This is a genomic window from Mycobacterium sp. NGS17 (assembly GCF_059813205.1).
In genome coordinates this window covers 201,386-228,334 of sequence record NZ_JCALED010000007.1, presented here as the reverse complement: position 1 = coordinate 228,334, position 26,949 = coordinate 201,386, and the positions used below count along the sequence as shown (strand labels likewise).

At 63.9% G+C, this 26,949-nt stretch carries 31 protein-coding genes; 22 read left to right on the top strand and 9 right to left on the bottom strand.

All coding sequences use genetic code 11. From position 1 onward, the window contains the following. The first annotated feature begins 156 nt into the window (after positions 1-156). Positions 157-759, top strand: a complete 603-nt coding sequence (locus tag AC5Y7E_RS17265; protein WP_499949963.1) for an LGFP repeat-containing protein — start codon at positions 157-159, stop codon at positions 757-759. 123 nt (positions 760-882) lie between these two features. Next, positions 883-1,038, top strand: a complete 156-nt coding sequence (locus AC5Y7E_RS17260; protein WP_499916285.1) for a hypothetical protein — start codon at positions 883-885, stop codon at positions 1,036-1,038. Positions 1,039-1,081: 43 nt separating this feature from the next. On the opposite strand, the gene AC5Y7E_RS17255 is transcribed toward AC5Y7E_RS17260, so the two are convergent. After that, complete coding sequence (locus AC5Y7E_RS17255; RefSeq protein ID WP_499916283.1) at positions 1,082-1,363, bottom strand: hypothetical protein; 282 nt, start codon at positions 1,361-1,363, stop codon at positions 1,082-1,084. 165 nt (positions 1,364-1,528) lie between these two features. Here AC5Y7E_RS17255 and AC5Y7E_RS17250 point away from each other — a divergent pair, with 165 nt between their 5' ends. Continuing rightward, a complete protein-coding gene (locus AC5Y7E_RS17250) occupies positions 1,529-2,335 on the top strand; it encodes a MerR family transcriptional regulator (protein WP_499949962.1) in 807 nt (268 codons plus the stop codon). Positions 2,336-2,411: 76 nt separating this feature from the next. Here AC5Y7E_RS17250 and AC5Y7E_RS17245 read toward each other — a convergent pair whose 3' ends face one another. Beyond that, positions 2,412-3,239, bottom strand: coding sequence for a DUF1906 domain-containing protein (locus tag AC5Y7E_RS17245; protein WP_499949960.1), 828 nt, complete (start codon positions 3,237-3,239; stop codon positions 2,412-2,414). A 130-nt stretch (positions 3,240-3,369) separates the two neighbouring features. After that, entirely contained in the window at positions 3,370-5,055 is a 1,686-nt protein-coding gene (locus AC5Y7E_RS17240; protein ID WP_499949959.1) for a GMC family oxidoreductase, read from the bottom strand. A gap of 50 nt (positions 5,056-5,105) precedes the next feature. On the opposite strand from AC5Y7E_RS17240, the gene AC5Y7E_RS17235 reads away from it, so the two are divergent. After that, positions 5,106-5,237, top strand: a complete 132-nt coding sequence (locus AC5Y7E_RS17235; RefSeq protein ID WP_499950089.1) for a hypothetical protein — start codon at positions 5,106-5,108, stop codon at positions 5,235-5,237. Between the two features lie 10 nt (positions 5,238-5,247). Beyond that, positions 5,248-5,661 carry an NAD(+)--rifampin ADP-ribosyltransferase gene (gene arr, locus AC5Y7E_RS17230; RefSeq protein WP_499916274.1) on the top strand — a complete coding sequence of 138 codons (414 nt, stop codon included), beginning with the start codon at positions 5,248-5,250 and terminating at the stop codon, positions 5,659-5,661. Between the two features lie 55 nt (positions 5,662-5,716). Here arr and AC5Y7E_RS17225 read toward each other — a convergent pair whose 3' ends face one another. Both AC5Y7E_RS17225 and AC5Y7E_RS17220 read right to left on the bottom strand, forming a co-directional pair. Further along, a complete protein-coding gene (locus tag AC5Y7E_RS17225; RefSeq protein ID WP_499949958.1) occupies positions 5,717-6,364 on the bottom strand; it encodes a TetR/AcrR family transcriptional regulator in 648 nt (215 codons plus the stop codon). A 193-nt stretch (positions 6,365-6,557) separates the two neighbouring features. Then, positions 6,558-7,196, bottom strand: coding sequence for an NAD(P)-dependent oxidoreductase (locus tag AC5Y7E_RS17220; RefSeq protein ID WP_499916270.1), 639 nt, complete (start codon positions 7,194-7,196; stop codon positions 6,558-6,560). Positions 7,197-7,302: 106 nt separating this feature from the next. On the opposite strand from AC5Y7E_RS17220, the gene AC5Y7E_RS17215 reads away from it, so the two are divergent. The 4 genes from AC5Y7E_RS17215 (at position 7,303) to AC5Y7E_RS17200 (ending at position 10,129) form a co-directional block, all read left to right on the top strand. After that, entirely contained in the window at positions 7,303-7,734 is a 432-nt protein-coding gene (locus AC5Y7E_RS17215; RefSeq protein ID WP_499949957.1) for a nuclear transport factor 2 family protein, read from the top strand. Positions 7,735-7,844: 110 nt separating this feature from the next. After that, positions 7,845-8,594: an SDR family NAD(P)-dependent oxidoreductase gene (locus AC5Y7E_RS17210; protein WP_499949955.1), complete on the top strand. Its 750-nt coding sequence runs from the start codon at positions 7,845-7,847 to the stop codon at positions 8,592-8,594. A 79-nt stretch (positions 8,595-8,673) separates the two neighbouring features. Beyond that, positions 8,674-9,303, top strand: a complete 630-nt coding sequence (locus tag AC5Y7E_RS17205) for a VOC family protein (RefSeq protein WP_499916265.1) — start codon at positions 8,674-8,676, stop codon at positions 9,301-9,303. 19 nt (positions 9,304-9,322) lie between these two features. Continuing rightward, positions 9,323-10,129: an SDR family NAD(P)-dependent oxidoreductase gene (locus AC5Y7E_RS17200; RefSeq protein WP_499949954.1), complete on the top strand. Its 807-nt coding sequence runs from the start codon at positions 9,323-9,325 to the stop codon at positions 10,127-10,129. A gap of 375 nt (positions 10,130-10,504) precedes the next feature. On the opposite strand, the gene AC5Y7E_RS17195 is transcribed toward AC5Y7E_RS17200, so the two are convergent. Then, positions 10,505-10,774 carry an endonuclease VII domain-containing protein gene (locus tag AC5Y7E_RS17195; protein WP_499950081.1) on the bottom strand — a complete coding sequence of 90 codons (270 nt, stop codon included), beginning with the start codon at positions 10,772-10,774 and terminating at the stop codon, positions 10,505-10,507. 659 nt (positions 10,775-11,433) lie between these two features. Between AC5Y7E_RS17195 and AC5Y7E_RS17190 the strand changes: the two genes are divergently transcribed. The 9 genes from AC5Y7E_RS17190 (at position 11,434) to AC5Y7E_RS17150 (ending at position 20,583) form a co-directional block, all read left to right on the top strand. Beyond that, a complete protein-coding gene (locus AC5Y7E_RS17190) occupies positions 11,434-12,174 on the top strand; it encodes a TnsA-like heteromeric transposase endonuclease subunit (protein WP_473140605.1) in 741 nt (246 codons plus the stop codon). A 126-nt stretch (positions 12,175-12,300) separates the two neighbouring features. Beyond that, entirely contained in the window at positions 12,301-14,262 is a 1,962-nt protein-coding gene (locus tag AC5Y7E_RS17185; protein WP_473140626.1) for a Mu transposase C-terminal domain-containing protein, read from the top strand. Further along, positions 14,250-15,278, top strand: coding sequence for a TniB family NTP-binding protein (locus AC5Y7E_RS17180; protein ID WP_473140604.1), 1,029 nt, complete (start codon positions 14,250-14,252; stop codon positions 15,276-15,278). Before AC5Y7E_RS17185 ends, AC5Y7E_RS17180 begins: the two co-directional genes overlap by 13 nt. Positions 15,279-15,486: 208 nt before the next feature. After that, complete coding sequence (locus AC5Y7E_RS17175; protein ID WP_473140603.1) at positions 15,487-16,101, top strand: hypothetical protein; 615 nt, start codon at positions 15,487-15,489, stop codon at positions 16,099-16,101. Positions 16,102-16,505: 404 nt separating this feature from the next. Further along, positions 16,506-18,008 carry a GMC oxidoreductase gene (locus AC5Y7E_RS17170; RefSeq protein WP_499949953.1) on the top strand — a complete coding sequence of 501 codons (1,503 nt, stop codon included), beginning with the start codon at positions 16,506-16,508 and terminating at the stop codon, positions 18,006-18,008. 44 nt (positions 18,009-18,052) lie between these two features. After that, on the top strand, positions 18,053-18,724 hold the full coding sequence (locus tag AC5Y7E_RS17165) for a carboxymuconolactone decarboxylase family protein (protein WP_473140601.1): 672 nt from the start codon (positions 18,053-18,055) through the stop codon (positions 18,722-18,724). A 116-nt stretch (positions 18,725-18,840) separates the two neighbouring features. Then, positions 18,841-19,251: a hypothetical protein gene (locus AC5Y7E_RS17160; protein WP_473140600.1), complete on the top strand. Its 411-nt coding sequence runs from the start codon at positions 18,841-18,843 to the stop codon at positions 19,249-19,251. Positions 19,252-19,275: 24 nt separating this feature from the next. Next, positions 19,276-19,923: a TetR/AcrR family transcriptional regulator gene (locus AC5Y7E_RS17155; RefSeq protein WP_473140599.1), complete on the top strand. Its 648-nt coding sequence runs from the start codon at positions 19,276-19,278 to the stop codon at positions 19,921-19,923. Positions 19,924-19,941: 18 nt separating this feature from the next. Continuing rightward, positions 19,942-20,583, top strand: coding sequence for a carboxymuconolactone decarboxylase family protein (locus AC5Y7E_RS17150; protein WP_473140598.1), 642 nt, complete (start codon positions 19,942-19,944; stop codon positions 20,581-20,583). 586 nt (positions 20,584-21,169) lie between these two features. On the opposite strand, the gene AC5Y7E_RS17145 is transcribed toward AC5Y7E_RS17150, so the two are convergent. From AC5Y7E_RS17145 to AC5Y7E_RS17135, 3 genes are all read right to left on the bottom strand, one after another. Continuing rightward, the gene (locus tag AC5Y7E_RS17145; RefSeq protein WP_499949951.1) at positions 21,170-21,400 is read right to left on the bottom strand and encodes a DUF6400 family protein; all 231 of its coding nucleotides are present in this window, start codon (positions 21,398-21,400) and stop codon (positions 21,170-21,172) included. A gap of 309 nt (positions 21,401-21,709) precedes the next feature. After that, on the bottom strand, positions 21,710-22,537 hold the full coding sequence (locus AC5Y7E_RS17140) for an acyl-CoA thioesterase (protein ID WP_499949949.1): 828 nt from the start codon (positions 22,535-22,537) through the stop codon (positions 21,710-21,712). 27 nt (positions 22,538-22,564) lie between these two features. Further along, on the bottom strand, positions 22,565-23,572 hold the full coding sequence (locus AC5Y7E_RS17135) for a CobW family GTP-binding protein (RefSeq protein WP_499949948.1): 1,008 nt from the start codon (positions 23,570-23,572) through the stop codon (positions 22,565-22,567). A gap of 225 nt (positions 23,573-23,797) precedes the next feature. Here AC5Y7E_RS17135 and AC5Y7E_RS17130 point away from each other — a divergent pair, with 225 nt between their 5' ends. From AC5Y7E_RS17130 to AC5Y7E_RS17115, 4 genes are all read left to right on the top strand, one after another. After that, the gene (locus AC5Y7E_RS17130; RefSeq protein WP_499949947.1) at positions 23,798-24,442 is read left to right on the top strand and encodes a TetR/AcrR family transcriptional regulator; all 645 of its coding nucleotides are present in this window, start codon (positions 23,798-23,800) and stop codon (positions 24,440-24,442) included. Beyond that, a complete protein-coding gene (locus AC5Y7E_RS17125; protein WP_499949946.1) occupies positions 24,439-25,110 on the top strand; it encodes an enoyl-CoA hydratase-related protein in 672 nt (223 codons plus the stop codon). The genes AC5Y7E_RS17130 and AC5Y7E_RS17125 overlap by 4 nt, the downstream gene beginning before the upstream one ends. A 71-nt stretch (positions 25,111-25,181) precedes the next feature. After that, positions 25,182-26,108 (top strand): alpha/beta hydrolase, encoded by a 927-nt coding sequence (locus tag AC5Y7E_RS17120; protein WP_499916251.1) that lies wholly within the window; start codon positions 25,182-25,184, stop codon positions 26,106-26,108. 210 nt (positions 26,109-26,318) lie between these two features. Further along, the gene (locus AC5Y7E_RS17115) at positions 26,319-26,927 is read left to right on the top strand and encodes a TetR family transcriptional regulator (protein ID WP_499916249.1); all 609 of its coding nucleotides are present in this window, start codon (positions 26,319-26,321) and stop codon (positions 26,925-26,927) included. Positions 26,928-26,949 lie beyond the last annotated feature (22 nt).

The following is a 26,949-nucleotide window of genomic DNA, read 5'->3' as shown; positions in this document are numbered from 1 at the left end:
AGGTACCGGGCTCGCCGGCTACGACCGCGTTGTAAGTTCACTCGGGCTACGAAGACCGCGATCGCCTGCGCACTCAATGGTTCGGTTATCGTCCCGGGCCAGGCGCTGAGTCGGCTGCGGCTTGACGCACACCACAGGAAGGCGCGAGAGAAGCCCATGAGAACGATCGCATACCGCCGCGCGGCAGCCGTCGGCCTGGCTGCCGTCGCGCTGATAACCGCCGGCTGCAGCAATGGCAAGCGTGTGGATGCGTCCGCACCGCCTCAGGCCGGGATGAACACCACGTCTACAACCCCAGCGCAGCCCACCGAGGTGAAGCTCATTGGGGAACGCGACGTGGAGGTGACCCTGACCGGCCCGATCGCCGTCAAATATTCCTCGGCAACCGAAGAACAGAAGAAGGCGCTCGGCAAGCCCCTGACGGGTGACCGCAACGCGGGAAAGCGGGAGAGCGGCGTGGTATTCCAGCAGTTCCAGGGCGGCGCGATCGTCGCCAAGAACGACGCGGCTGGCACGCCCGCATATATCGTCCTGGGCAAGATCCGGGAGGCCTGGAACGTCCCACGCGACCCGGCCGGCGCGCCTGCAGTCACCGGCTCTAACGGCTCGGCTGGGCCGTTGGGCTTACCGGTCACCGACCAGAACGCCGTCGGCGATCTGCTGGTGTCGAACTTCGAGCACGGCAAGATCGAATACAACCCGAAGACCGGCCAAGTCGAGGTGACCGTGAACGGCAAGGCCGTGCCGTCCGGGCTGTAGCCCGAACGGGGCGCTTGAATCGGCGGCGCGGCAGATGAGGCGAGTCGAGGATTCGAGGAGTGGCGCGACGGGTATGCGCAGGGGAGTGGCATCTGCCGCGGTAACCCGTAGATCGGAGCGACCGTGATTGTCCTCGGCATCATCCTTCTCGTTATCGGCTATTTCACCGGGCTCAGCATCCTGTACACGATTGGCGGGATTCTCGTCGTCGTCGGCATTATCTTGTGGATCCTGGGCGCGGTGGGGCGCCCCGTCGCTGGCCGCAAAGTGTGGTTTTGACGCGCGTCGTGTCGCGTGGCTTTCAGTGAGCTAAGCGCTGGCGTCATCGGTCGTGGCGGTCGATCTCCTCGGCGGTTTTGCGGATGAAGGTGATTGTGTCGCCGGTGAGAATGTCATCGACCCCAGCTGCTTTGATGCTTGTTTCCAGCCCGTCGGCAATGTCGTTGAACAGTTGAGCCAGATCAGTCGGCGGTGGACCGGCGAGCTTGCCTCGTTGGGCGGCGATCCGGTCCGCCAGGTCGTCGCGTCCATTCTCGCGGGCTGTTCGCTCGTCTTCTTCGAGATATTGCAGAACTGCTGCTAGCTCATCTTTTTCGTCGCTCATTGTGAGAATGCTAGGCCAATGCCCTCTTTCCACGATCTGTAAAGCCCTGACCACCACGGGGCCATTGCGAATGTCAATTCGGATGGAGTCCAGGGAGGCGGCTCGAGTCGAGATCGCGCGCAGGGATTGATCCTGACGCCAGGTGAGGTTCTAACGTTGTGATTTGTGGATGATTTCGAACGCGCGGGACCGGGCGATCAGGTGTGGAAAGTCGGTGCTGTTGCGGAGTTGACCGGGCTGACGGTGCGGGCGTTGCATCATTACGACCACATCGGCCTGCTGGTGCCGTCGCGGCGGTCGAGGTCGGGTCACCGGCTCTATGACGGCACCGATGTCGCGAGGCTGTACCGGATCTGTGTGCTGCGGCGACTGGGGTTCTCGCTGGAGCAGGTCGCTGATGTTCTCGACGACCCGCAATGGCAGATCAAGCAAACGATGCAGCGGCATCTGGAGGACACCCGCCGGAGGGCGGGGTCAGCGGCCGAGCTGGCTACCCGGTTGTCGAGAATGTCGAGCGCGCTGGACGAGGTCGACCTACCAACCGCCAATGAATTGTTCGCAACAATTGAGGAGATGACGAAGTTGGAGCCCACCGTTCGCGGCACTACGGCCCTGCTCGTCTACGACGATTTGCCGACCGCGCATGGCTACTTGGTGCGCGTGTTCGGGCTTACCCCCGGGCCACTGCATCACGACGAGCAGAACCGGTACTTTCACGGGGAGGTCAGTGCAGGTAGCCATGTGATCTGGTTGCACCCGCCGGGGTCGGACTACCTGTCGCCAAAGACCGTGGGGGCTGCGACCGGGATGACCGTCATCAACGTCGATGATGCTGATGCCCACTACCGCCGATGCCTAGCGGCGGGCGCCGACGTTATCGAGGAGCCGATAAATCAGCCCTACGGAGTCCGGGAATGGGGTGCCCGAGACTTGGAAGGCCAGCTCTGGTACTTCCACTCACCGCTGCAGTAGTGAGCAGATGACCCCGAAGCGGCGCGCGGAAACATCGCGCAGTCCAGCGGCGGGATGCGCAGGAGCGACTGATTCACTACCGCACATCGCCACTTGGCTGGCCGACATGGAGATTCCACTGGCCGCAATCGGAAGCCAGGACGTCGTTGACGTCGACTTCGAGTCCACCGACCTTCGGCCCGGGATTGGACGAGGTGCTCACGACGCGCTGGTAGAGAACAGCGGCGGGGTGGACCTGATTGCCGGACCAGGCTCGAGTTTGCCAGACCCAGCGGCGGCCAGGCGTGCTCGAAGACCCGACAACGCCGTCGGCCGCGGCCCATTGGCACACCCTGAGGCCTCCATAGACCCCCGTGCGTTGCACCCCAAGAATCGAGTTGATTCCGCGAAACCACTGCAGCGCAGTGTGATTCCAGGTGTCGCGATTGATGTCCTCGTCGATGGTGAAGAAGATCGGCGCACCCTGGCCGCCGCCCGCGGCGGTGTGCAGCTGCCAGGCGGTACGTGCGTCCGCGATACCGCCGGCGTAACCCCGCGTGAAGTCCGACGGGACTGACCCACCCGGCTTGCCGTATTGGTAGTTACTGACGATCACGAGGCCCGCGGCTTTCAATGAGTCGGCGTAAGGCCGAGTGATCGGCTTGGCGCCAAACGATGACCCAGGACGTGACTCCGAAACGTAATTGACCACCCCGCTATAGCCGGCGGCTCGGATCTGCTGCGCAGGAATCTGGCGCGCGGCGAAGTCGATCAGTTGGGGAGGAGCGACGGCGGCCGCCGTGGGCATGCCGCAGGCCACTGATGCGGCGCCCAGACCGGCCAGCGCAGCAGCGTAGCGCAGCGCGTTGCGGCGGGAGACCGCTGGCAGCCGCGCATCGCCGGCCGGGGGGAGCGCACAGTGCATCGCGCGATGTTAACGATGTGACTGTTGTTCCCGATAGGCCCGCGCTAGCCGAAACGCGGTTGCATCCCCAAATGGATACCGAACGGTTACCGTTCGGCTATGACCACGAAAGGACATGCGAGGGAACGGCTTACCCCACGATCGCCTGCGCCGCGCGCTCGGCGATGAGCATGGTCGGCGCGTTGGTGTTGCCGGAAATGATGGTGGGTATGGCCGACGCATCGACGACTCGCAGGCCGGCGACGCGATAGACGCGGCAATCGGTGTCGAGCACCGTGGTGGACGCTCGCGGCCGACCGTGGGCGTCGAAGGCGCCCATCGCGCAGGTACCCACTGGGTGGAAAATCGTCGTACCCAGTTCGCCGGCCGCCTTCTGTAGTTCCGTGTCGCTCACCAAGTGCGGGCCGGGAAGCAACTCCTGCGGACGGTAGCGGGCGAGGGCCGGCGCCGCCATGATCTGCCGGGTCATCCGGAGGCCTCGCACGGCGATTTGACGATCGGCGTCAGTCGACAGGTAATTGCAAGAGATCTTTGGGTAGGTCAGTGGATCCGCACTGGCCATGCGGACATGTCCACGCGAGGTGGGTCGCAGATTGCAGACCGAGGGAGTGATCGCTCCGAACGGGTGCAGGGGTTCGCCGAACTTCGGCAACGACAGAGGCTGCACATGCCACTCCAAATCCGAACTGGCCAGCGCGGGGTCACTTTTGGCGAAAGCCCCGAGCGTGGAAGGCGGCATGGTCATGGGCCCCGATCGAAACAGCAGGTACTGCAGTCCCATGCCCGCACGGCTGATCCAATTCCGGTACAGCGTATTGACGGTCGGGGCGCCGCGGATCCGGTAGATCGTTCGGATCTGCAAGTGGTCTTGCAGGTTTTCACCCACTCCCGGCAGATCGACGGCCACCGGCACCTGATGCTGGTTCAGCAGGCCCGCGGGGCCCAGACCAGAGACCTGCATCAGGTGCGGCGACCCGATAGCTCCGGCGCTCAGGATCACCTCCCGGCGTGCCCGGACGTCGACGATGTGGCCGCCTTTGAGCAGGCGCACACCGGCGACGCGGTGCTGCGCCGTGGTCCAGGCGCCGCGACGCTGATCCTCGTAGACCTCGTCGTCCAGCAAAAGCCGCAAGGCCTGAGTTTGCGTGTAGACGGTGAGATTCGGCCGACGAGCGATGGGATGTAGGAAGGCATCGGCCATCGACCAGCGGCGGCCGCGCCGTTGGTTGACGTGGAAATATGCACAGCCGGCGTTGTCGCCCTGGTTGAATTCCTCGATCGGGGAGATGCCCACCTGGGCGGCGGCGGCCTGCCAGGCGTCCAGGATCTTCCATCGCACCCGCGGTAGCTCGACGCGGATCTCACCACCGGCGCCGTGCCAGTCGTCGGCTCCACCGAAGTAGTTCTCCAACTTCCGGTAGATCGCCAGTGTCTCGCCGGGACTGTCCGGGCCACCCCAGAGCCAGCGCTCGTCACCGGTGGCCTGTGCCCAGAGCTCGTAATCACTTGCTTGCCCGCGCATGTGGATCATGGCGTTGATCGACGAGCAGCCGCCGATCACCCGGCCCCGCGCGTAGTGAATGCTGCGGCCGGCGAGGCCGGGGTCGGGCTCGGTTGTGAAGCACCAGTCGGTGCGGGGGTTGGCGATCGTGTACAGATAGCCGACCGGCACCTTGATCCAGAACCAATCATCATTGCCGCCGGCCTCAATCAAGAGCACGCGACGATCAGGGTCCGCAGTGAGCCGGTTGGCGAGCAGGCAGCCTGCGCTGCCTGCTCCGACGATGATGAAGTCGAATTCGGCAATCGGACTCATTCCGGCATTAGTCCTTCCATGGCATCGGATGCGTTCCTAGTGTGCGCGATGTGAACAGCGTCGGCGATTCGTTCGTGTCCACCTTCGAGCACGGCAAGATCCAGGACAACAAGGCCGGGGAGACGCAGGCGACGGTCGAAGGCAAGGTTGTACCGTCCGGGTTGTGGCGGCACGATCGGTAGAGTCGCGGCCGTGGGTGAAGTGCTTGACGAGGGCCCGTTCTTTCATGGCACCAAGGCAGCGTTGCGTCCCGGCGACCTACTGACAGCCGGATTCAACTCGAACTACCGGCCCGAGATCGTCATGAATCATATCTATTTCACTGCTCTGCGCGACGGGGCTGGACTCGCGGCCGAGATCGCAGCGTTGGACGGCTCCACGCCACACGTCTACGAAGTCGTGCCCACCGGACCCTTCGAGAACGATCCGAACGTCACGGATAAGAAGTTTCCGGGCAACCCCACACGGTCGTTCCGGAGCGAAGCTCCGCTTCGTGTGGTGCGCGAAGTGACCGACTGGACGCGGCTGACGCCGCAGGCATTACAAATGTGGACCGACCGGCTTGCCTCGATCCGCGCCGACGAACGAGGCGAGATCATCAACTGACGAGCCGTGGCGATAGGCGAGAACCCGTTGGGCTGCAGCGCGGTTATTGATCAGCTCAATCAGAGATGTTGCGCCGCATAGCTTCTTGGACAGCGTTAGCGTTGGGCGCCGGTGCGAGAGTGTGGTGGTGGGTGGTGTCGCAGGCGGCGATCAGATAGCTGACCAGCCGCGCCGAGGCCACGGGGGCGAGCTCATAGGTGCTGGAGACGACTCCTGCATTGGCCATCAGGAAGACCACGAGGTCCTGATGTCGGAAGTCACTGCGCAGGCGTCCGGTCGATTTGGCTTTGGAGATGAGGGTTTTGAACCCTCGATAGGCGGCTGACCGTGTGGCCTCGAACGCGCATGCGTTGGGGAACGTCATTGTCAGCACGTGGTTGAATCCACGGTCCTGGCATTGCATTGCACATACCTGCTCGACGAAACCGCAGAATCCGTGCCATGGGTCGGGGTCGCGCAATGCCGTCTCCACTGCATCGAGGTACGCCGCCATCTTCTCGTCGAACACGGCGGTAATCAGGTCATCGCGGGTCGGGAAGTGGCGAAAGAGGGTGGCGATACCGACTCCGGCTTGCCGGGCGATCTCGGCCATCGCGACATCAAGACCTTGTTCGGCGAAAACCCGCCGAGCGGCAAGCAGGACGGCGCCACGGTTGCGGGCGGCGTCGCGTCGCAGGTTCGGCGACTCGGTCGGGCCGGGCAAGGTTGTCACGGCCTCACCTTAAGGCAGTACTCTGCGGTGGCTGGCGTCGTCGAGGGCGATACGCGAATCGGCGCCGAGATCTCAGTAGTCATTTCTAGTCCTGTCTCGAATACTGTCGTCGCCGGCGGTAGCAGCGCTGGCATATCACGGTACTTTCCTGTTCGCGAATGTGTTGCGTTGTTGCACAGCGTGTTTAGTTGCTGATGGCCGGAAGGGCTCGCACATAGCGTCTGTCGGCGATCTGGGCGACCATGAATGCCGCGATGTCTGCCCGGGTCATCGTCCAGCCCACCTGGTCGACGCCGAGGAAACCCGAGCGGGCCGTCCCTTTGACCGCTTTGTCGGTCGGGCGGATGATACGCGCGACAGTCCAATCCAGATCCGAACCGGTGATGGCCTGGGTCATCGAAACGATCTCGGCGAACCCGTTCGGAAACAACACACGGGCGATTGCCGGGATGATCCGGCCCCGAAATGTCGGACGGTCGCGCGGATCGGTCACCGAGGGGGTGGCCAGCGCGATCAGTCGGCGCGCCTCGGCGGCGCGCATGGCCGCGACGATGGCCCGGGTGCCCTCAGACAATTCTGATCCGCCGACACGGCGATCCAGGGAAGGGCCGAGGGCGCTGATCACGACGTCGGCGCCGGCAATCGCCTTGGTAACCGCCGCGTGGTCAGACAATTCACCGCCCAACACGGTCAACCTTTCGTGGGTGATTCCCAGCTTCTGCGGGGCCCGAGCATAGGCCGTCACGTCATGCCCTGCCGCCAACAACTGGTCGACGACCAGGCGACCGATACCTCCGGTCGCGCCGAACACCGTGCATCTCATCGACCTGACTCCTTCATCCGTGGATCACCAGGTTAACTGGAAAGACCTTTCCACTTACTGTACGCTAAGTGGAAAGCGGGCTCCAGTTGTGGAAGTGAGGAATCAGATGTCGACCCCGGAGCAGAACAAGCAAATCGTGGTGGAGTACTTCGAGCTGCTGTTCAACCAACGACGCATCGACGAGGCGGTGAACCGTTACCAGGCCAGCGATTACGTGCAGCACAACGCCGCGGTCGCGAATGGTCCCGAGGCGCTCAAAGCCACTATCGCAACGTTGTTCGCCCAGTTCCCGGACATGCGCCTCGATATCAAACGTGCCTTCGCCGAGGGCGATTACGTTATCGTCCATTCCGAACTGAGCGGGGTCAGTCTCACCCTGGACGGCACCGAGAACATTGCAGCGAACTCAGCCGATCATGGACACTCGCGATACGCGCTCGTGGACATTGTTCGCCTGGAGCATGGCCGCATCGTGGAGCACTGGGACGTAGCGCAGAAGATCCCGGCGGCAACGATGGACGGAACTCCGATGGTCTAGCGGACATCACATGATGGCGCCGCGTAGCCCAGGGGAGGACGCGCCCAATCACAGCAAACCGATTCGGTAGGCGCCAACGGTGGCCTACGCATGGAGATGGAGACGAAACTATGAGTGAACTCGCCGGCAAGACGGCGTTGGTGATCGGGGCGACTTCAGGCATCGGGCGGCAGACGGCGGACCGGTTCGTCGCCGAAGGGGCCCATGTTTTTGTCACTGGTCGTCGACAGGCTGAATTGGACGCGCTCACTGCTGAATACGGCGATGCGGTTACCGCGATTCGCAATGATGTCACCAAAGTCGAAGAGCTCGATGGAGTATTCGACGCGATCCGCGCGCGGCAGGCCGGGCTGGACGTCGTAGTGACCACCGCGGTCGGCGGCTCGTTGGCACCGTTGCGAGATCTGACGCTGGAACATTTTGAGGAAACGTTCGTCGGCTACCTACGTGGCATCGTTTTTGCCTTGCAGAAGTCACTGCCGCTCCTGAACAAGGGCGCCTCGATTATTGTGACCGGTTCGACCGCGACGACCCGGGGAACGGCATCCTTCGGCGCGTATTCGGCGTCCAAAGCCGCGCTGCGGCAGTTCGTCCGGGTGTGGGCCGTGGAACTGGGGCCACGCGGGATTCGCGTCAACACAGTCAATCCCGGTCCGATCGAGACCGCAGCGCTCAAGAAGCAGGCAGCCGGCCCTGAAGACGTTCAACGCGTGCTCGAGGCTGAGGCCGCTCGTGTGCCGCTCGGGCGCATTGGGCAACCGAACGAGGTTGCCGAAGCAATGGTGTTCCTTGCCTCCGACCGGGCTAGCTTCGTCTCCGGCGGTGAACTGTTCGTTGACGGCGCGCAAGGTCAGGCATAACCCGGCCACCAGGCACAAAAGTGCTCGGCCATGCCGAGACTCCATTGGACTTTGAACTAACACTCTTAGGAGGCTTCACATGCTGAACACCAAAACCATCGTTCATCCCCGTCTCCAACACATCGCACTCACATCCTCTCGACCTGACGAGATGGTGGCGTGGTACCGCACCGTGTTGGGAATGCGCCTTATGCACCGCAACGAGAATCCCACTGGGGCCGACCACGCCCACAACCCCGGTGTCGTTGCCATCTGGCTCACCAACGACGAAATCCACCACCGGATGGCCATCCTGAGCCTGCCCGGACTCAGCGACGACCCGCAACGGTCCGCACACCCGCGCGTGCAGCACTTCGCATTCGAATACCAGACCCTCGACGAACTACTCGGCTCATGGGTACGACTGTCCGACGCCGGAATCACCCCGGTTCTTGCCGCCGACGAAGGCCTCCAAACAGCGTTCTACTACCTCGACCCCGACGGAAACAGTGTTGAACTCAACGTCAACAACTACGGCAGTAACCTCACCGCCAGCGAACACCTCCAGCACTCACCCGAATTCGCTGATCGTCCACTGGGCCAGTTCGTCGACCCGGCACTTTTGGTGCAAGCACGCGAGGCGGGGGCAACCCCTTGGGACATTCACGAGCGTGCGTGGCGAGGCGAATTCGCACCGGCGCAACCACCCAACCCACTGGCCTTGTACTAGCAATCGCGTTGACCACGGCATGGCCGAAATCGATTCCACGATAGGTGATCTCATGACAGCGTTGAGCGGAAGAGTAGCGATCGTGACGGGCGCGGGCCGCGGAATTGGCCGCGGTATTGCTGTGCGGCTTGCCAAGGAGGGAGCGCATGTCATGGTCGCGTCGAGAACCGAAAGTACCGTGCGCGACGTCGTTGCCGAGATCACGGGGCAGGGTGGCACGGCGATCGGCGCCACCCTCGATGTCGCCGAGGAAGAACAGGTTGACGCTGCGGTGGAGCAGACCGTAGAGACGTTTGGGACGGTCGACATCCTCGTCAACGCCGCCCAGTCCTGGGCCAGGCCGGACATCAAATCCATCTCGCCGCCCAAGACGCCCTTCGAGGATGTCACCGCCGCGGAATGGGACCTGACCTTCCGGTCAGGGTTCTACGGAACCCTGTATGCCATGAAAGCGGCGCTGCCGCACATGAAACGGCAACGAAGCGGACGGATCATCAACTTCGGATCGCCTGTCGCCTTATCGGCGCAGCCGTTGTTGGCTCCTTACAACGTGACCAAAGAAGCGATCCGGAGCCTCACCTTGACCGCCGCTCATGAACTGGCTCCCCACCAGATCACCGTGAACTGCATCTTGCCGGCCATCCTCACCGAAGCGTTGGCCCACCACGAGAAAGACCATCTGGAAACACTGGTGCAAAGCCTGCCGATGGGCCGGCTCGGCGACCCCGAACGCGACGCGGGCGGCCTGGTGGTCTACCTCGCAGGCAACGACGGGGGCTACCTCACGGGAGCGACGCTGATTCTCGATGGCGGCGCGGCACACTGACCACCCCGCCGATTTGGGAGCACGTCACGCAGCGGCACGGATAGCAGGGCGGAGGAGTGCATCAGGAGCCGCGGCAGGGGATAGGCTCTGATGACCGCGACCGAACTTGGCCACGAACCAGTTTCGGCGGAGCTCCGCGATGCAGAATGCTATGGGGCAGTGCGGATTCGGTCCGATCGCTGATCTCGGGGATCCGAAGTTGCCACATTGGCGACTTCGGTGAAAAGTCTGAGTACTGCCACTGCGGGGCTTTCGACGGCGGCAGCATGACGCATAGGCTTCTTCGACTGTCTCGTTGTGGTAGGTCAACGCGTCCTAGCCCGTGGCCATTTCGCCGGACTGCGGACCGCTCTTGGCGGACGCCGGGCGATCAGTTCAGGCGTCCGGTTCGCGCGTGAGTGGTCGAGCACGCATTACATAAGTGATCGCCGCACGGAGTCGGCGGGGGTCATCACCGAACGCGCCGAGTCCGGCATTGCACGACGGGCACAAGAGCCCGCGAATAGCCCCCGTCTTGTGATTGTGATCGACGGCCAGCGGCACCTTGAGTAGGGGTTGGCCATCGCTACGCGGGCGACCACCCACTCGGGTGAGGTCGATGTCGGCCTCACTGACGCCGCAAATGCCGCACCGATAGTCCTGCATCGTCCGCAGTTCGTCATATTGCTCGGGAGTGATCCGATACTTGGCCCAAAGATTCGCACGCCGAATCTCGGCAGGACGCTGATAGGATCTGCGAGCTCGCTGGTAGCACGCCATACACAGCGCATCGGACGCGCGGCGCCGTGCCATCCGACTGCGCGGTTTGAGTTGACCGCACCCGTAGGTGGGAGAGCAGCGAATCAACTCCAGATCCGGACGAGTCGTCGTCATGGTCAGAGCATGTCAGCGGGGACCGACATTAGTTGACATAGTGTTGCTTATCGGTAAAAGGTGATAACCCGGTTCAGGAACAGCATGGCCGTCGGTTCAGGAAAGCATGCCCGCTTCAGCTCGCTGCCGCCGCGCACCGGCTGCAAAGCCCAAGCTGGTTACAAACTAGTGGCAGGTCGATGCGCCCGAGCGGACGATTCGACCGTCGCCATTCCACCGCCGCGCACGTGCAAGCAAGAGGCCGTTTACCCCTTCCGCCTTCCCGGCGCCGTAACGACCTCAATATGTCACAGTGACGAATTACATTGGCCCGTGCGTCCTTTGGGCACGCTTGTTGTCCGTTCTCACCGTAGTTGGGGCATTCTCATCGAATCTGGGGTAAGTGCGTGTCTTTCTCATTGAATCTGGGGCACCGGGCTTAGCGTTTATATGTGCTGACGGCGGCGGTGTCGGCTGAGCAGGTCGTGGCGAGTGCTGTGGACTTGGAGTTCAACACCCGCGAAGGCTTCGTGCGTGAACGACTCGACCGGTGTGCCGCATCGCAGTTCGAGCTGGAGTGTTCACCAGTGCGGAACTTTCCGTCGTTTCGTGGTCAGCGCAATTATCCCGGCCTGTGGTGGTTCGCCACTACGGGGACTCATGTTGGTCATGAATCGTGGGTTGAACGTGACCAGTTGATGGCGCTCGACGCCGATCCAGACGTCATTGGTGTGCTGTCTCAACCGTTTTGGATTCACTGGCCTGACGGCACCCGGCATGCTCCTGACTACTTCGTGCGTCGACGCGACGGATCTGTTGTCGTGGTCGACGTTCGGGAAGATGATCGGGTCCCTGACGCCGACCGTGAGGTGTTTGATCGATCAGCGGCGACGTGTGAAACCGTGGGCTGGAATTATCGCCGTGTCGGCGCTCTTGATCCGGTGTTGAGGGCGAACTTGCGTTGGCTGTCGGGTTATCGGCATCCACGGGTATTGCGGATGCGCCTGGCTGACCGCCTGGCCGAGGTCTTCGCCCGCCCGAGTCCGTTGATGGCGGGCGTGCTGGCAGTAGGGACTCCCCTGGTGGTGCTGCCCGTCCTTTACCATCTGCTCTGGCATGGCCGTTTGGTTGCCGACTTGTCCGGTGCGACGCTCGCTGATGACACGCGGATAGCCTTCGGGACAGGCTGGTAACCTGACGTGAGAACGGGTATCGTCCGAGTTGGTGACGAAATCCGTTTATCGGCAGGTGTTTTCACTGTCGTGACCTTGTTATCGGGGTCGGCTCGACTGGTCGACGCAGTCGGTCAGCAGATGGTGATGCCGCTATCGCAACTGTTGACTGATCCGACCCTGGAGTTGGTGTCGGGCTCGCGGCCGCCGTTGTGTTCGGAGGAAATGCTGGCCGGTATCCCGGAGGTAGCCGTCGAGCAGGCTCGCTGGTGGGAGCGCCACATCGTGGAAGTTCTGACTGGCCGCCAGCCCGGGGTGGCCCCTGGCACGCGACCACGCCCGCAGTTCGACACAGCGAAGCGTTCACTGCGTCAACGGGAGCTGGCCAAGCTTGAGGAGTTGCGCGCCGCCGGCCACAAGGTGAGCCGGAATGCGTTGCAGCGCCGCAGATTTTCCTATGAGCGTGACGGCCTTCTGGGGGTCGTCGACGGGCGGCACAATCGACGCCAGCCGGTGTTTGGCCGGGTCGACGAACGCGTCGTCGTCGCGGTGCGCGACGCCATCGACGGCGAGACTGATCTGTCGACCGGAACGGTGCAGCGTTTGCAACGACAGGTCGCCAAGGCGTTGGTTGTCACCTATGGCGCCGATGATGCGCCCGCGATGCCGTCGCAGCCGACCTTCTATCGGCTGGTCAAACGGCTCGCCGAAGGCCGGCACACCTTCGGGTCGGCACGCACGCGCCGATCGCTGTCCAAGCAGCCCGACGGCCCGTTCGGGTCGATTACCGTGGTGCGGCCCGGTGAGATGGTGGAGATCGATTCCACCCCGTTGGATGTTCGGGTGGTCCTCGATGACGGCCTGGTCGATCGGGTCGAGTTGACCGGGATGGTCGACAATGCGACCCGATCGATCCCGGCGGCGGTGTTGCGGCCGACGACCAAGGCGGTCGATGCGTCGTTGCTACTGGCGCGGGCGTTGACGCCCGAGCCGATGCGTCCGGGTTGGGCTGACGCGCTGCGGATGTCACGGTCGGTGCTGCCGCACCACAGCATGACCGATGTTGATAAACGTTTGGCCGACGCCGCGGCGCGGCCGGTGATCGCACCAGAGACAATCGTCTGCGATCATGGCAAAGCGTATCTGTCCAACACGTTTCGGCAAGCGTGCTGCACGTTGGGCATCAATCTGCAGCCGGCCCATCCGGACTGCCCAACGGACAAACCGAAGATCGAACGCACCCTGCAGTCGGTAGGCACCCTGTTCGCGCAGTACGTCGCGGGGTACGTGGGCTCCTCGGTGGAACGGCGAGGCAAGAACGCCGAGCAGGACGCGGTGTGGTCGATGGTCGAGCTGCAGGCGCTGTTGGACGAATGGATCATCGCGGTGTGGCAGAACCGTCCCCATGACGGGCTGCGGGACCCGGTGAACCCCGGTAAGGCGTTGACTCCCAATGAGAAATACGCCGCGCTGGTCGAGGTGGCCGGCTACGTGCCGGTGCCCTTGGATGCCGACGACTACATCGAGTTGCTTCCGGTCCAGTGGCGCACGATCAACAGCTACGGGATCCGGATCAACCACCGTACCTATGACGCCAAGGCGCTCAACCCATACCGGCGCCAGCATTCCGGCGTCGATGCCCACAACGGGAAGTGGGAGGTGCACTACGACCCCTACGACGTTTCACGGATCTGGGTGCGCAATCACCACGAAGACGGCTGGCTGGCCGCGACCTGGACATACCTGCGCAGCGCCCCGGTTCCGTTCGGTGAAACGCTGTGGCGCCACGCACGCACGGTGGCCGACCGTAGAGTCACCCAGAAGGCTCGGGAAGCCGAGATCGCAGCAATCGCCGAGGACTTGATGGATCGGGCCGCAGCCGGACCTGCAGATCGATCGAAAGCCGAGCGGCGGGTGACCGGGCGGTCCAGCGCCGCCAGCGCGAGCCCGACCTGGCCGGCCCCACCGCGGTCACCGGAGCGCGATGCGCCGTCGCCGGCGCGGGCTGCTGCCCACGGTGCGTCCATCGACGATGACGATGACATGGCCGAGGTTATACCCCTGCCGGTGTTCGACGCGCGTAAGGAGGCCCACACATGGCGGCTGTGACCGAGATTGCCGCGGTCGGTCAGCTCGAAGATCGTCGCCAGCCCACCACGACGTTGGAAGGCTGGCGGCGTTTTGTTGATGCGGACCCACCGGAATTCGCTTTGCTCGACGAAGACGCATGGGCCAGCCTCGGCGATGACGAGCGCACGGCCTACAACGAGGCCCGTGTGGCGCACCATTCCGAGCTGGTGGTGGTCACCACCTCCGCGATCGAAGCGATCACCCACCAGGGCCGGCTGCTGACCTTGCTCAACCAGCGTGAGATCGGAGCACGGCGGGGACTGATCATTTCCGGCGGCGCGGCGACCGGAAAGACCACAGCCATCAAGCAACTGGGCCGGTTTCACGAACTACGCACCCACACAAAGTTTCCCGGCGACGAGAGCCGAATTCCGGTGGTGTATGTGACGGCCCCTCCGAAAGGGTCACCACGGAAATTGGCGATGGAATTCGCCCGATTCTTGGGACTGCCACTGCTCAATCCGCGGATGAACGTAACCGACATCTCCGATGCGGTCTGCCAAGTGCTCATCGACGCCCGCACCGACATCGTGGTGGTCGACGAGATCCACAACCTGAATCTGGATACCCGCGCCGGTGAGGAACTGTCTGATCATCTGAAGTACTTCACCGAACATCTGCCGGCAACATTCGTCTACGCGGGGATCGACGTGGAACGCTCCGGGTTGTTCACCGGGACCCGAGGACGACAGCTCGCCGGGCGCTGCGGAGTCATCCACACCAGCGCGTTCCCCGACGCCAAAGAGTGGCGACAACTCATCGCCGCGATGGAAGGCACCCTGCGACTGCACCGCCACGAACCGGGAACCCTCATCGCTCAGGCCCGCTACCTGCATCGGCGCACCGGCGGCATGATCGGCAGCCTGGCTCACCTGATCCGGGCTTCAGCGATCCAGGCCATGCTCGACGGCACCGAGTACATCACCCGTGACGGGATGGACGCGGTGTTGATCGACTATGCCGCACACACTGCTGCGGCCCGCACCGCCAGCTGACATGGCTGCTACCTGGGCCTGGCCCCGTGGCCCGCGCCGGCGGTTGCCGCGAACAGTCGCACCGTTCGCATATGAGGCCGCAACGTCGTATGCTGCAAGGCTGGCCCACGCCAACCGCATCGGAGTGCACACGCTGCGGGGCTACGTCGCTGAATCATGCAACGCTCGCCCGCGGCCCGACTGGTTGGCCGCTGTGAGCGGTCAACCAGTGGACGTCCTCAAGATGCGTCTGCGTGGCCTGGCTGGCGATCCGGCCACGCTCAAGCAGAATCTGCGACGTCCGCTCTGCCGAAGATGTATGGCTGGTAAAGGAATCCGCGAACCCGTCTACTGCTACCTGCCAGCGCACCTCACGGTCTGTCACCGGCACCGTCGTTGGGTCGGACCGCCTGCGCACACTCTCGACGACCAACTTGATCTGCGGGGTCATCCTCAGGTACTTCGGGCTGCCCGAATACACTGGCGCCTGGCGAATCGGTACGCCGACCTCGACCTGCGCGCGGCGCTCGGCGATGCGCGCCACATGCTGGGCTATTGGGCTCACGCCGAGCAGCGCGAAGCGGCCGCGATTCTGCGGGGTGGACTACACGCACACGTGTCGGTCTATCCCGAGGTGATCTCGATCGCCGCTATCTTGCTCACCGTTCGACCGCAGATCGAACATCCCGACGGCTCAACGGTATCCGCCTCGACACTGCTGATGGTACGTATCGGCGAACGCACCACCACCCACCACAATGACGCCACTCCCGTTGAGCAATGGGTACAGAACCGGCGGCAGGTGAGCAAGGTGTCGGGCGGTCGCTTGTCAGGGGCTCCTTAATCGGGGGCTCGAAAAGCTTCGCAGTCCACCCAGATCGGACGGCAACCCGTCGACATCGACGGCGACGAGTATGCACCGATCTGCAACGGTGATCGGCTGCCCGCGGTCCTTCCGCGACGGCACACGTGGGATTCGTGGGGCTACGCCGGACGGACGCGCTCTCGTCTGTCCCGGCATCCTTGATCAAGCACCGCGGGTGGTTGCATTGCCTTCCGTCCAGTTCTAGTATTTGGTCATTGGACCAACTGACGGATTCTGGCCGGCGGCGCTTGGCGGCGTCTGAAACACGAGTCTGCGAAGCAGGGCGGAGGCGCACTCGATGCAAACCGGGCTGGCTCACTACCCCATGCCACCGTGCTGGGCTAGTTCACTTCGAGCGAGTCGGTAATACGTTGCCTACGAATGTGTCCCGGTCTAGTAGCGGCTTTGATGTTGTGGTCGTCGGCTCCGGGTTCGGCGGTGCGGTGACGTCGGCGCGGTTGGCCGAAGCCGGCATGAAGGTGCTGGTCCTCGAACGCGGACCCTGGTGGGGCATGAGCGGCGATTCTCGGCCTAAGGAAGTCACCCGACCATTTCCTCGCGGTCTGACGGGGATGCCGGGGTTTCTCCGCGGCCTGACCAGGGCCAACGATGATGGACAGCGAGTCCTGTGGTCACGTCCGACCGGGTTGTTCGACGTGCATCTGTGGCCCGGTGTGACCGTTGTGGTCGGCAGCGGTGTCGGCGGCGGTTCCCTGGTCTACGCGGGGTACCAATCCCGTCCGGCGGTCGGATTCTTCGATGACTACTTTCCCGCTGAGATCTCCGATGCTGACATGGCACCCTACTTCGAGATGGTCGAAGCGATCCAGCAACCGCAGCAGCTGCCACACCCGGTTGCGTCGCGTGAGATCTTCGCCCAGGGGCTCGCGCGCGCGGGCCTGGGGACGGCTGAAGCACCCGTTATGGGTATCCAGTTCGGCGACCCCGTCAGCCCGCAATGGCGGAACAATGCGGTCGGGAACTCGCAACAAACGTGTCGCGCCTGCGGCGCCTGCGTTATCGGATGTGAATACACCGCCAAGACGACGCTGGATCACACGTACCTCACATTGGCGCGGCGCCACGGCGCCGATATCCGTGCGCTGTGCGAGGTGACCGCGATCGGCGGTACCGACCACCGCTACGAGGTGGCCTGGCACGACCACCGCGACGGAACCGATCATGTGATCGTCACGCCGCAGCTGGTGTTGGCTGCCGGCACGGTTGGTACGCTGCGGCTGCTGTGCGCCGCCCGCGACAAGCACCGCAGCATGCCCTGGCTACCGCCCGCGCTTGGCAAGAACTTTTCCGGCAATGGGGACTATCTGGCGATGCTGAGCCGAACTCGTTCGGCGAAACATGATGGGCGGCACGCAATGTTTCAGAATGTGCACCACTTGGCCGACGGCGGATTCATCGGCGAGGCCGCCCCGCCGGTTGCCCAACTCCCGCTGCCCGGACCGGTGCGCCGCTGGTTATCCGAAACGGTGTTTCTGTTCGCGACGGGCCGCGAGCCCGGGATTCAGTTGCTGGCCGCCAACGGCGTTCCGTTCGCCCCGGCATACAAGGCGATCAATGCCGATTACTACACGCAGACGGGCGATCGGGTCAAACGCGTCGCCGAGGCCTACCAGCCATCCCGGTTCCGTGGGAACTGGCCCGGCGGACAACGAAGCCGACGTCTGGTCACCGTGCACCCGGTTGGGGGCGCCGCGATCGGGGCGACGCCCGATAACGGGGTGATCGACCACCGCGGGGAGGTGTTCGGTCACCGCGGGCTCTTCATCGCAGACGGGTCCATCTACCCGGCCGCCCCGGGGGTGCCTCCGTCGCTGGGGATTGCGGCAATGGCCGAACGGCAGGCCGCATTGATGGTCGGCTCATGACAGCGAAGAACCACGGTTAAGCCGGAACTCTGAAAGGAGTCATGATGGTGTTCACCAAGAAGTCGGCACGGGCCGTCGGAAAACCCACTGGGAAAACCTACACGCTACGTCAACTGGCCTCCGCCCTGGTGCGATTCGTCCCGCTGGCACCCTACGCGGGGATGGTGTGGGGACTGCGCCGGATGGAACCGAGTCTGCGCGAACAGGTCATGCTGACGGTCGCCCGGGCAAACGGCTGCCGGTATTGCAGCTATATCCATCAGGAATGGGCCATCCGCAGCGGAGCGTCCGACGAAGAAATCGCGCAACTCGAGGGCACCGATCCCGCGGCCTTCGACCGTGGCAGGTGGAGCGCTCTTGTCTACGCGAGATCACTGGCTGAAAACGACTTCGGGACACTGCCCCCCGAGATCGTCGCCGACGCGGCCCGCCACCACAACGCGGGTGAGCGACACAACATTGAAGCCGTTGCGCTGGTGATGACCATCGTCAACCGATCCGCGAACACCATGGACGCTCTGCTCTGCCGCTTGCGCGGCGAACCCGCTTCACAGTCGCTGGCCGCCGAGTTGGTCATTACCGCCGGCCTTTTGGCTGTTGGTCCGGTCATCGTGCCAGCTTTGAGCGGCATTCTGCGCAAATCCCCGTGGCGACTTCTTCGTGAGTTCCGCGCCTTCACCGCCGGCAAGACGCCCAACGATGCGCAGGCCGCCTGATGGACGTTCACAGCGGCCAAGACCCGACTATCCCTGAACCCGACGGCCGAGCACCGCAGACATCGCCCATCCAGGAGGCCGTACCGCGGGACAGCTCCAGCGCGTCGGTGCGCACGATGGCCGAATGCGAACAGCTGTTTGATCGCTTGACTGCCCCGCCCGCAAACACGCTCAACGGTGTGTTTCGTGGCCGTCTGGCAGCCTTTCCGGTACTTGACGCACTGCCAGATTGGATACGACGTACAGTCGCCTTGCTCACCCCGCACCTACGGTTTCCTTGGTATGGCAAGTCTTTTGACGGTGACCACGGTGCCAACGTCTGGTTGACCTCGACCGGTCGATTCCGGCGTTTTGGCTACACCGTGCAGTATCGCGAGCAGCGCGTGCGACTGTCGTATCAATGCCCGGACAACCCGCGATTTCTGCGCGGGCTCGAAGCTGAGATACGTGAACTCACACCGGGTCACTTCCTGTGCCGGGCCATCCATCGCGGCACGGTGGTGCTGTACTTCACTCTCGAAGCGTAGAAAACTCAGGCGTGCCGACACCCGTTGCCGCCAGCCACCCCGCCGCTAAACCGATGCCGAAGGACAGGGGCCATCGCACCACGACACCGCGCAACTGACACGCGCACGAAGATTCTCAACAGCGCTGCACGTCGTTTTCGCGCGCAGGGCTACCTGGCCACCACGGTTCGCCAGGTCGCCGACGATGCCGGAATGCTGTTGGGCAGCCTGCAGTACCGCTACGCCAAGAAAGAGGGGCTGCTGATCGCGGTCATGGAGAGCGCGGTGGACCGCACCACCGATGCCATCCGCCAGGCGATCGCCGGCAAGCACCGGGTCGATGACCGACTGCGCGCGGCGATAACGGCTTACCTTGAGACGCTGTGGAGCGGGAACGACGCACTCTACGTCCTGCTGTATGACTGGCGCTCCCTCAAGGGCGGAGATCGGGAGCGGGCAGCGCTGCTACACGAGCGACTCTTCTCGCTCTTTGACGGCCTGTTCTATGAAGCCGCCGGCGCCGGCTTCATCTCCGCCGACATCGACATCCCCACCCTGAGGGATCTGTGGCTGGGGGCGCTGAACTGGACGGCCGACCATCCACCAAATAAGACTGCCGAACAGATCAGCGAACTGCTGTGGACGGTCCTCACCGAGGGCACCGCGCAGCGTCGCGTGGAGCAAGACCACTGAGCGAAGCCGATGATTCCTGTGTCACGCGATCATGTTTTTGACGTCTTCAACAAGCGCACCTATACCGTCGCTCAGTTGTGGACAGATCTGCGGCGCATCGACTGGAAGATCGGAGCCGATGTTTGGCTCCGTCACACAGTGGATCGGCGAACGCGAGAAGCCATCATGCTGGCGGTATCCCACGCCCACGACTGCCGCTACTGCACCTTCATCCACCGCGAATGGGCGTTGCGCACCGGCCTTCCGCTGTCGGTGATCTCAGGACTCGAGACACCCGCCGACCCGCACCAGAAACAGACCATCGGCTCACCACACGACCCGCAATGGCTGGCCACCACCTACGCCGAAGCATTGGCACGCGCCGACTTCGGCCCGGTCTCGCCTTTGCTCGAAACCGCGGTAGCGGTCGAATTCGACAGCGACCACCGCACCCGGATCGAGACGATCGCCCGGATCATCACGATCTTGAACCGCAGCACCAACACCTTCGATGCACTTCTGGCCCGACTGTCGTGCGATCCCGCTGATAACAGCAGGCTGCGCGATGAACTGGCAGTCTCCCTGTTCGCCTGGGCAGTCACGTTTCCCATGTTTCTCACGGCCGAATTGATTCGCCGCGAATCTCCTCGCCACGTCCTGCGCCGGTTTCGGCGTTCCTAGACAAGGCAATTGCGCTTCTGCATGCTGTTGGTCCACCTAGAATCGCGTAGCTACCTACCAATCGAACACGACTTGCCCCAGATTGGATGAGAAAGCCCACGGACGGATTCTCATTCAATCTGGGGCAACGCAGGTCAGAGGCGGCGTTGTGCCCCAGATTCACTGAGAACGGACACTTGTCATCAAGTACGCCGAGCTTCACGATCCGCTGACGACATACGAGGCGATGACGCGGGCCGACGGGCGATGAAGACCCCCTCCGAGCCCTGCTGCCCCCTCCCTGCCCATCGCCGCCCATACGTCACTGTGACGAATGGCTGTGTAGGGCACGGAGACTGGAACACGAGATCGCCGGTGTTGGTTCGGCTTGTGCCCCTACCGCTTGGAGCGCGTGCGGCGATGCGTGGCGGTTGACCAGAGGTAGCCGCAATCCGCGCACTGCAGGTGCACCAGCGTGCCCCGGTTGCTCAGCAGATACTGCCAGTGCGTGTCGCAGTTTCGGCTGCTTCGGCATTCAGCACATTTGGTGCCGTGATCGCAGCACGGGCACGGCAGCCATGCGCGGCGGCTGCGGTCGGCAGTCGGATCAATCGGAAACACGAGCAGTCGTCCGTTCTGGAAGCACACCCGCGCGGACCAACTCGTCATAGACCCGCTGCTGCTCGTCGTCCAGATCGGAGTAAAGCATGTCGTAGGCCTTATGCTCCTCGGCGAGCACTGCGATGGGGTCCCAGTCATCGCCGATTGCTTCGAGCACGGCGCTGCGCCTACGCGCCTCGTCGAGGGTCAGGTCATAGGCAAACTCGAGGTCGGCCATCTCGCTCCCAGCCGTTAGATAGATATGCAAACGAACGGTTAGGATTCCCTAACCGACGCCTGTCACGCTATGACTTGCGTCACTTGTCTTAGTTGAGGTTCGTCACAGTCCGCGCGGGCACCCGCGCCACCGACGGCCGGTTCACCGCACGTCGAGATGAGGGCGACGGCGCGGTCGCGGGATGCCGCACGCCGCCACACCGGCCCGAGGCGCCTCCCCTTTCCCCTTCTCGCCCGTCGCCCGCAATCCGTCACTGTGACGAATATCCTTGCACCGCAGGCGTTTAACGTCGCCACGGCGGACCCGGCCTCAAACCGGGCGCGGCGGGAAGTACATCTCTTGCTTTACCGTGCACACCAGTTCGCCGTTGCGATCGAACATCGTCCCACTCGCCAGCGCCAGCGAACCGGCGCCGCTCGGTGACGACCTGTCGTAAAGAAGCCAATCCGACAAGTCCGCCGGTGCGTGGAACCACACCGAATGGTCGCGCTGAGCTGATGCCCCGGCACCACCGCGTGCGACATATGCCGGTTCGGTCAACGTCACCGCCGACAGGTAGGCCACCAGGCTCGCGGTCAGCACTGGATCGTCGGGAACCTCGCCGTCGGGTCGCCACCACATCAGCGCCCGGGATGGTGGAGCGTCCTGGGTGTCGATTGTTCGGCGCTCGAACCAGCGCAGGCTCGACCACTGCCTGCGGGTGCTCTCGTCGGACTCCGCCGGGTGCGGCGCGACCCATGGCAGGGACGCCGGGCTCGCAGCCTCGGGCATGGGTGGTTGGTAGACGACCTGAGCGGGTGCGGGATCGGCGACTTTGAACGAGGACATCGCTTCCATCAAAATCTTGCCGTCTTGGCGCGCCGTGACCCGTCGCGCGGAAAACGTCCGGCCTTCTTGGAGGTCGACCACTTCGAAATCAACCGGCCGACGCGAATCGCCAGGCCGAAGAAAGTACGTATGGACGCTGTGCGGTGACCGACCCGGCGCGGTGTGGCTGGCCGCCAACAAAGCCTGCGCCGAGATATGTCCGCCCAGAATATGGTTGGCGGGCGCAGGCAGTTGCTGCCCGACGAAGAGCCACGGGTCGACCCTCTCGAGCTCCAGGGTGGCGAGCACGTCGCCAAGCGAAGATGACATCACCGACGTATCTTGCCGGATCGCGTCTCACGCGCTGCTGCGCCGGTATACCTGTAGCCGCCGCAGCGCGTGCGCCGACGCCGGCCCCGATGCCGGCTGCAGCGCGTGGTCGAGCCTTGCACGGACAGTGCGGGTGTCCAGATGCATGCCGATCGCCACCAGGCAGTTGGCGGTGGCCCCGGGCGGTGCCTTCCGGATGTGGATTGCGCCGCCGACCAGGTTGACGACATATTCGTGCACGATCCTGCGATGCCGCACTGCCACAACGCCTTTCAGCCGGAACACCTGCGGCGGTGGATCTTCGAGAAGATCGAGCAGGGCATCGGGGTCGATGCAACCAGAGCTACCTACGGTGACGGCATCGGCGTGGACGTGGTCGTGGTCGTGCTCGGGCGCCAAGTCCAGAAACGAGAGTTGCCCCACCCGTCCGGAGGCGGCGGACGCGTCGAAGAGCAGCTCCGGGTCTATCCGGCCGGCCGTCGTGCCCACGACGTGTATCCGCGGGTTGCGTTGGGCCGCACGCTCTGTGACGCGTTGCACCACAGCCGACCGTTCCGGCTCGGGCACCTGGTCCAGCTTGTTGACCACGATCAGTGACGCCGCACCATAGCGCACCGGCGGCACACTGCCGCGGTCGACGGTATCGAAGTGGTTCACCGCATCGACGACGTCGACAAGCCCACCCGCCCGGACGCCGCGGATGTCACTGAAGCCGATGATCCGCGCGATCGCCACCGGGTCGGCCAGGCCGCTCGCCTCGACGACGATGGCATCGAGGCGGCGAGCCGGGTCGGCGAGCTTGACCAGTGCCTCCTCAAGGCCGCCGCCGTCGGGCAGGCAGCAGATGCAGCCCCCGGCGATCGAGGCCGGCTCGTCGACCTGGCCCGCCACCAAGCCGGCGTCGATGTTGACGTCGCCGAAGTCGTTGACTATCACACCGATTCGTGTACCGGGATGGCGCAATAGATGGTTGAGGAGCGTCGTCTTGCCGGCTCCGAGATGGCCCGTGAGCGCGATGACGGGTATTGCAGCCAAGCTTTGCCTTCCACGTCGACGTCCGGACATCCGATGCTAGCCGCCGCGGCGTGGACCCCTGCGTCTGGTTGACAGGGCCATATTCGATCGAGGCCGCGTCTTAGTCGCGTCAGTCCCCCGGCGCCGACCAGTGCACCACCTTCGGTCCGCGCTCGCCAAACCGGCCGGACACCAGCCCAGCGGCCGGAATGTATAACAGAGCATCCGCTCTGTTATAGTGACCTGGTGCCTCGTCCACGCATGCATGATCCCGACGCCGTACTCGATGCCGTCGAGAACCTGGTGGCGCAATCCGGCCCGACCGCGGTGACCATCCGAGCGATCAGCGCCGCGGTTGGTGTGTCCAACGGCGCTGTGTACCATACGTTTACATCGCGGGGCGGCCTGATGGGCCAAGCCTGGCTGCGGGCGGGTCAGCGATTCTTGGCCGTGCAGACTTCGCTGGTCGACGAAGCACTGGCCAGCGACGGCTCGACCGAGGCCGTGGTGGCCGCCGCCAACGCGGCGGTGGTGTTCACTGAGCAGTATCCCGGGTCGTCAGCGCTCGTGCTGCGCGTGCGCCGCGAGGAAGTACTCGACGACGACGTTCCCGACGTTGTTGCCAATGACTTGCGACAACTCGACAAGCTGCTCGTCGCCTTGATGGTGCGGCTTGCCATCGCGGTATGGGACCGCAAGGACGCGGCGGCGGTCGACGCGATAACCAGCTGCGTCGTCGACCTGCCCACCGCCCTCCTGCTGCGCCGTGGCCGGCTTGGAAGTGCCACGGCACGCGCGCAGTTGCACGCGGCCGTACGCGCCGTGCTGGCCGTAGGACCCGCGACGGCGAAACTTCGCAACTACAAGCCCAACTCACGAGGAGACACATGACAGTCACATTGGATTACGCCGACAAAATCGCCATCGTCCGCCTGGGCGAGGACGAGAACCGTTTCTCCCCTACGTTTCTGGATGACATCGATGATGCGCTCAGCCAAGCCGTCTCAGCTGGCGCCCAAGGGCTGATCACAACGGCCGCCGGAAAGTTCTACTCCAATGGCCTGGATCTGGAATGGTTGGGCGCCCACACCGATCAGGGGCAGTGGTACATCGGCCGGGTGCACCAGCTGCTGGCACGCGTGCTGACCCTGCCCGTCCCCACCGCCGCCGCGGTGGTGGGCCACGCATTCGGCGCCGGAGCGATGCTGGCGATCGCGCATGACTTTCGCGTGATGCGCGCCGACCGCGGGTACTTCTGCTTTCCCGAGGTAGACATCCGCATCCCGTTCAATCCCGGTATGGCGGCGCTCATCCAGTCCAAACTCACGCCGCGCGCCGCCATCGCCTCGATGACCACCGGCCGACGCTTCAGCGGTCCCGAGGCAGAACAGTTCGGCATCGTCGACGCCACCTGCGCCGAGGGTGCGGTCACCGACACCGCGATCGACATGCTGCGCCCGCTGCAGGGCAAAGATTCGGGCACGCTCGGCGCGATCAAACAGACCATGTTCGAAAACGCTGTCCGCGCGCTAGTCGATCAGCAGGGCGGGTCGCAATAACTGCTCATGGACACTGAGTCGGTTCCTGTATGGTCAGCGACGTCTGCCGGCGTAAGAACAGAGGGCATTGGATGGCGAACAGGCTCCCCGACAACGCCTTCACTTCTCCCCAGATATTGGATCCCGGCCTTCGCAAGGCAGCGCGATTCGTGCCTCGCGGCTACGCCTTGCACCGGGGCCTGAAGTTTCAGCGCGCCGTCATGAATCTGATGGGCAATGCGGGACGTATCCGCACCGTGCCAGTCGCCGCCGTCAACGAATACGTCAGTGTCCGTCTGCATCGGCCGGCCGGCCTTCCCGACCGCGCACCCGCGCTGCTGTGGATCCACGGCGGCGGAACCATCATGGGGCACGCCGCCCAGGACGATAAGTTCTTGCGCAAGTTGTCCGACCGCACCGGGTTCGCAATCGCCGCGGTAGAGCACCGCTTGGCTCCCGAACATCCCTATCCGATACCTGTCGAGGATTGTTACGCGGCCCTGCTCTGGCTGGCCCGGCAGCCGTGGGTGGACCCGCGTCGAGTCGCCATCGGCGGGGCCAGTGCCGGAGGGCATTTCGCGGCCGCGGTCGCCCAGCGGGCACACGACCGCAACGACGTCCACATCACCTTCCAAATGCTGGTCTATCCGATGCTCGACGATCGCACCGGCGCCAAGCGCGACGGCCCCAGGCGCATCATGTGGACCGAATCCGACAATCAGCTCGCCTGGCAGTGGTATCTCAACGGGGCCGATCCCCAAGAAGCCGCACCGGCCCGCCGAGCGGATTTGTCGGGCCTGCCGCCCGCCTGGATCGGGGTCGGAACGCTGGACCTCTTCTATGAGGAGAGCCTCGAATACGCGCGGCGCCTGCGTGCGGCGGGCGTGCCGGTGCACGAGGAAATCGTCCCGGGCGCGTTCCATGCGTTCGATCAGATCGCCGACAAGGCGGCGATATCGAGCAAGTTTTTCGAAAGCCAATGTGACTATTTGCGGTGTGCGCTGGCGGCCAGCGGATGACCGCCACCAACCGGCGCGTCATTCGTCACGGATGATCGAATCACGTTGTGAAGGAATGTCGTATCCCCGCGACGTTCGCAATCTGCACAGCGCCATGCTTACTTCAGCTTGATCGGACGCATTTGCTGAGGAACACGACGCACATCGCCCCTCGACCTCGAACGCGGCACTTTTGACTGCAAAGTGTGCACAACGTGCAACTATATGGGTATGGCCAATCCGGTAGGGCTACGAGAGCGCCGTCGCCGCCAGACGAGCGCCGACATCCGCGACGCCGCGGTGCGCCTCACGCTGGAACGCGGATTCGACAAGGTCACGGTCGACGAGATCTGCGCCGAGGCCGGAATCGCCACGCGTACGTTCTTCAACTACTTCCCCAACAAGGAATCCGCCCTCGCCTACGGCCCCTCGGACATACCACCCGAGCTGGTGGCCGATTTCGTCGCCGCTGGGCCAGCCCCCTACTCGGTGGTGCTGGCGGAGCTGATCACCCTGGCCGCCCACCACCTTCGCGACGTGCCGCCGCAGCGCGAGCACGCGGCCCACATGCTGGAACTCGCCAAGACCTCGCCCGCCGTGCTGGCGGCGTTCCTCGCCGACTTGGAGCGGTTTCAAAAGCAGTTGACCGACATCATCGTGCGTCGACAGGCGATGCAGCCCGACGACGAGATGGCGGCGCTGATCTCCGCGCTGGCGCTGACGGCGGTGCGGTCCGGCATCGAGAAGTGGGCCGGCGGCGCGGCGAGTGACACCGCCGACACGCCGATGCCCTATGTTGAGCGTGCCGCGGCGCTGGTGAACAGCATTTTCACAAAGTGACCTGAAACACCAGCAGCAAATG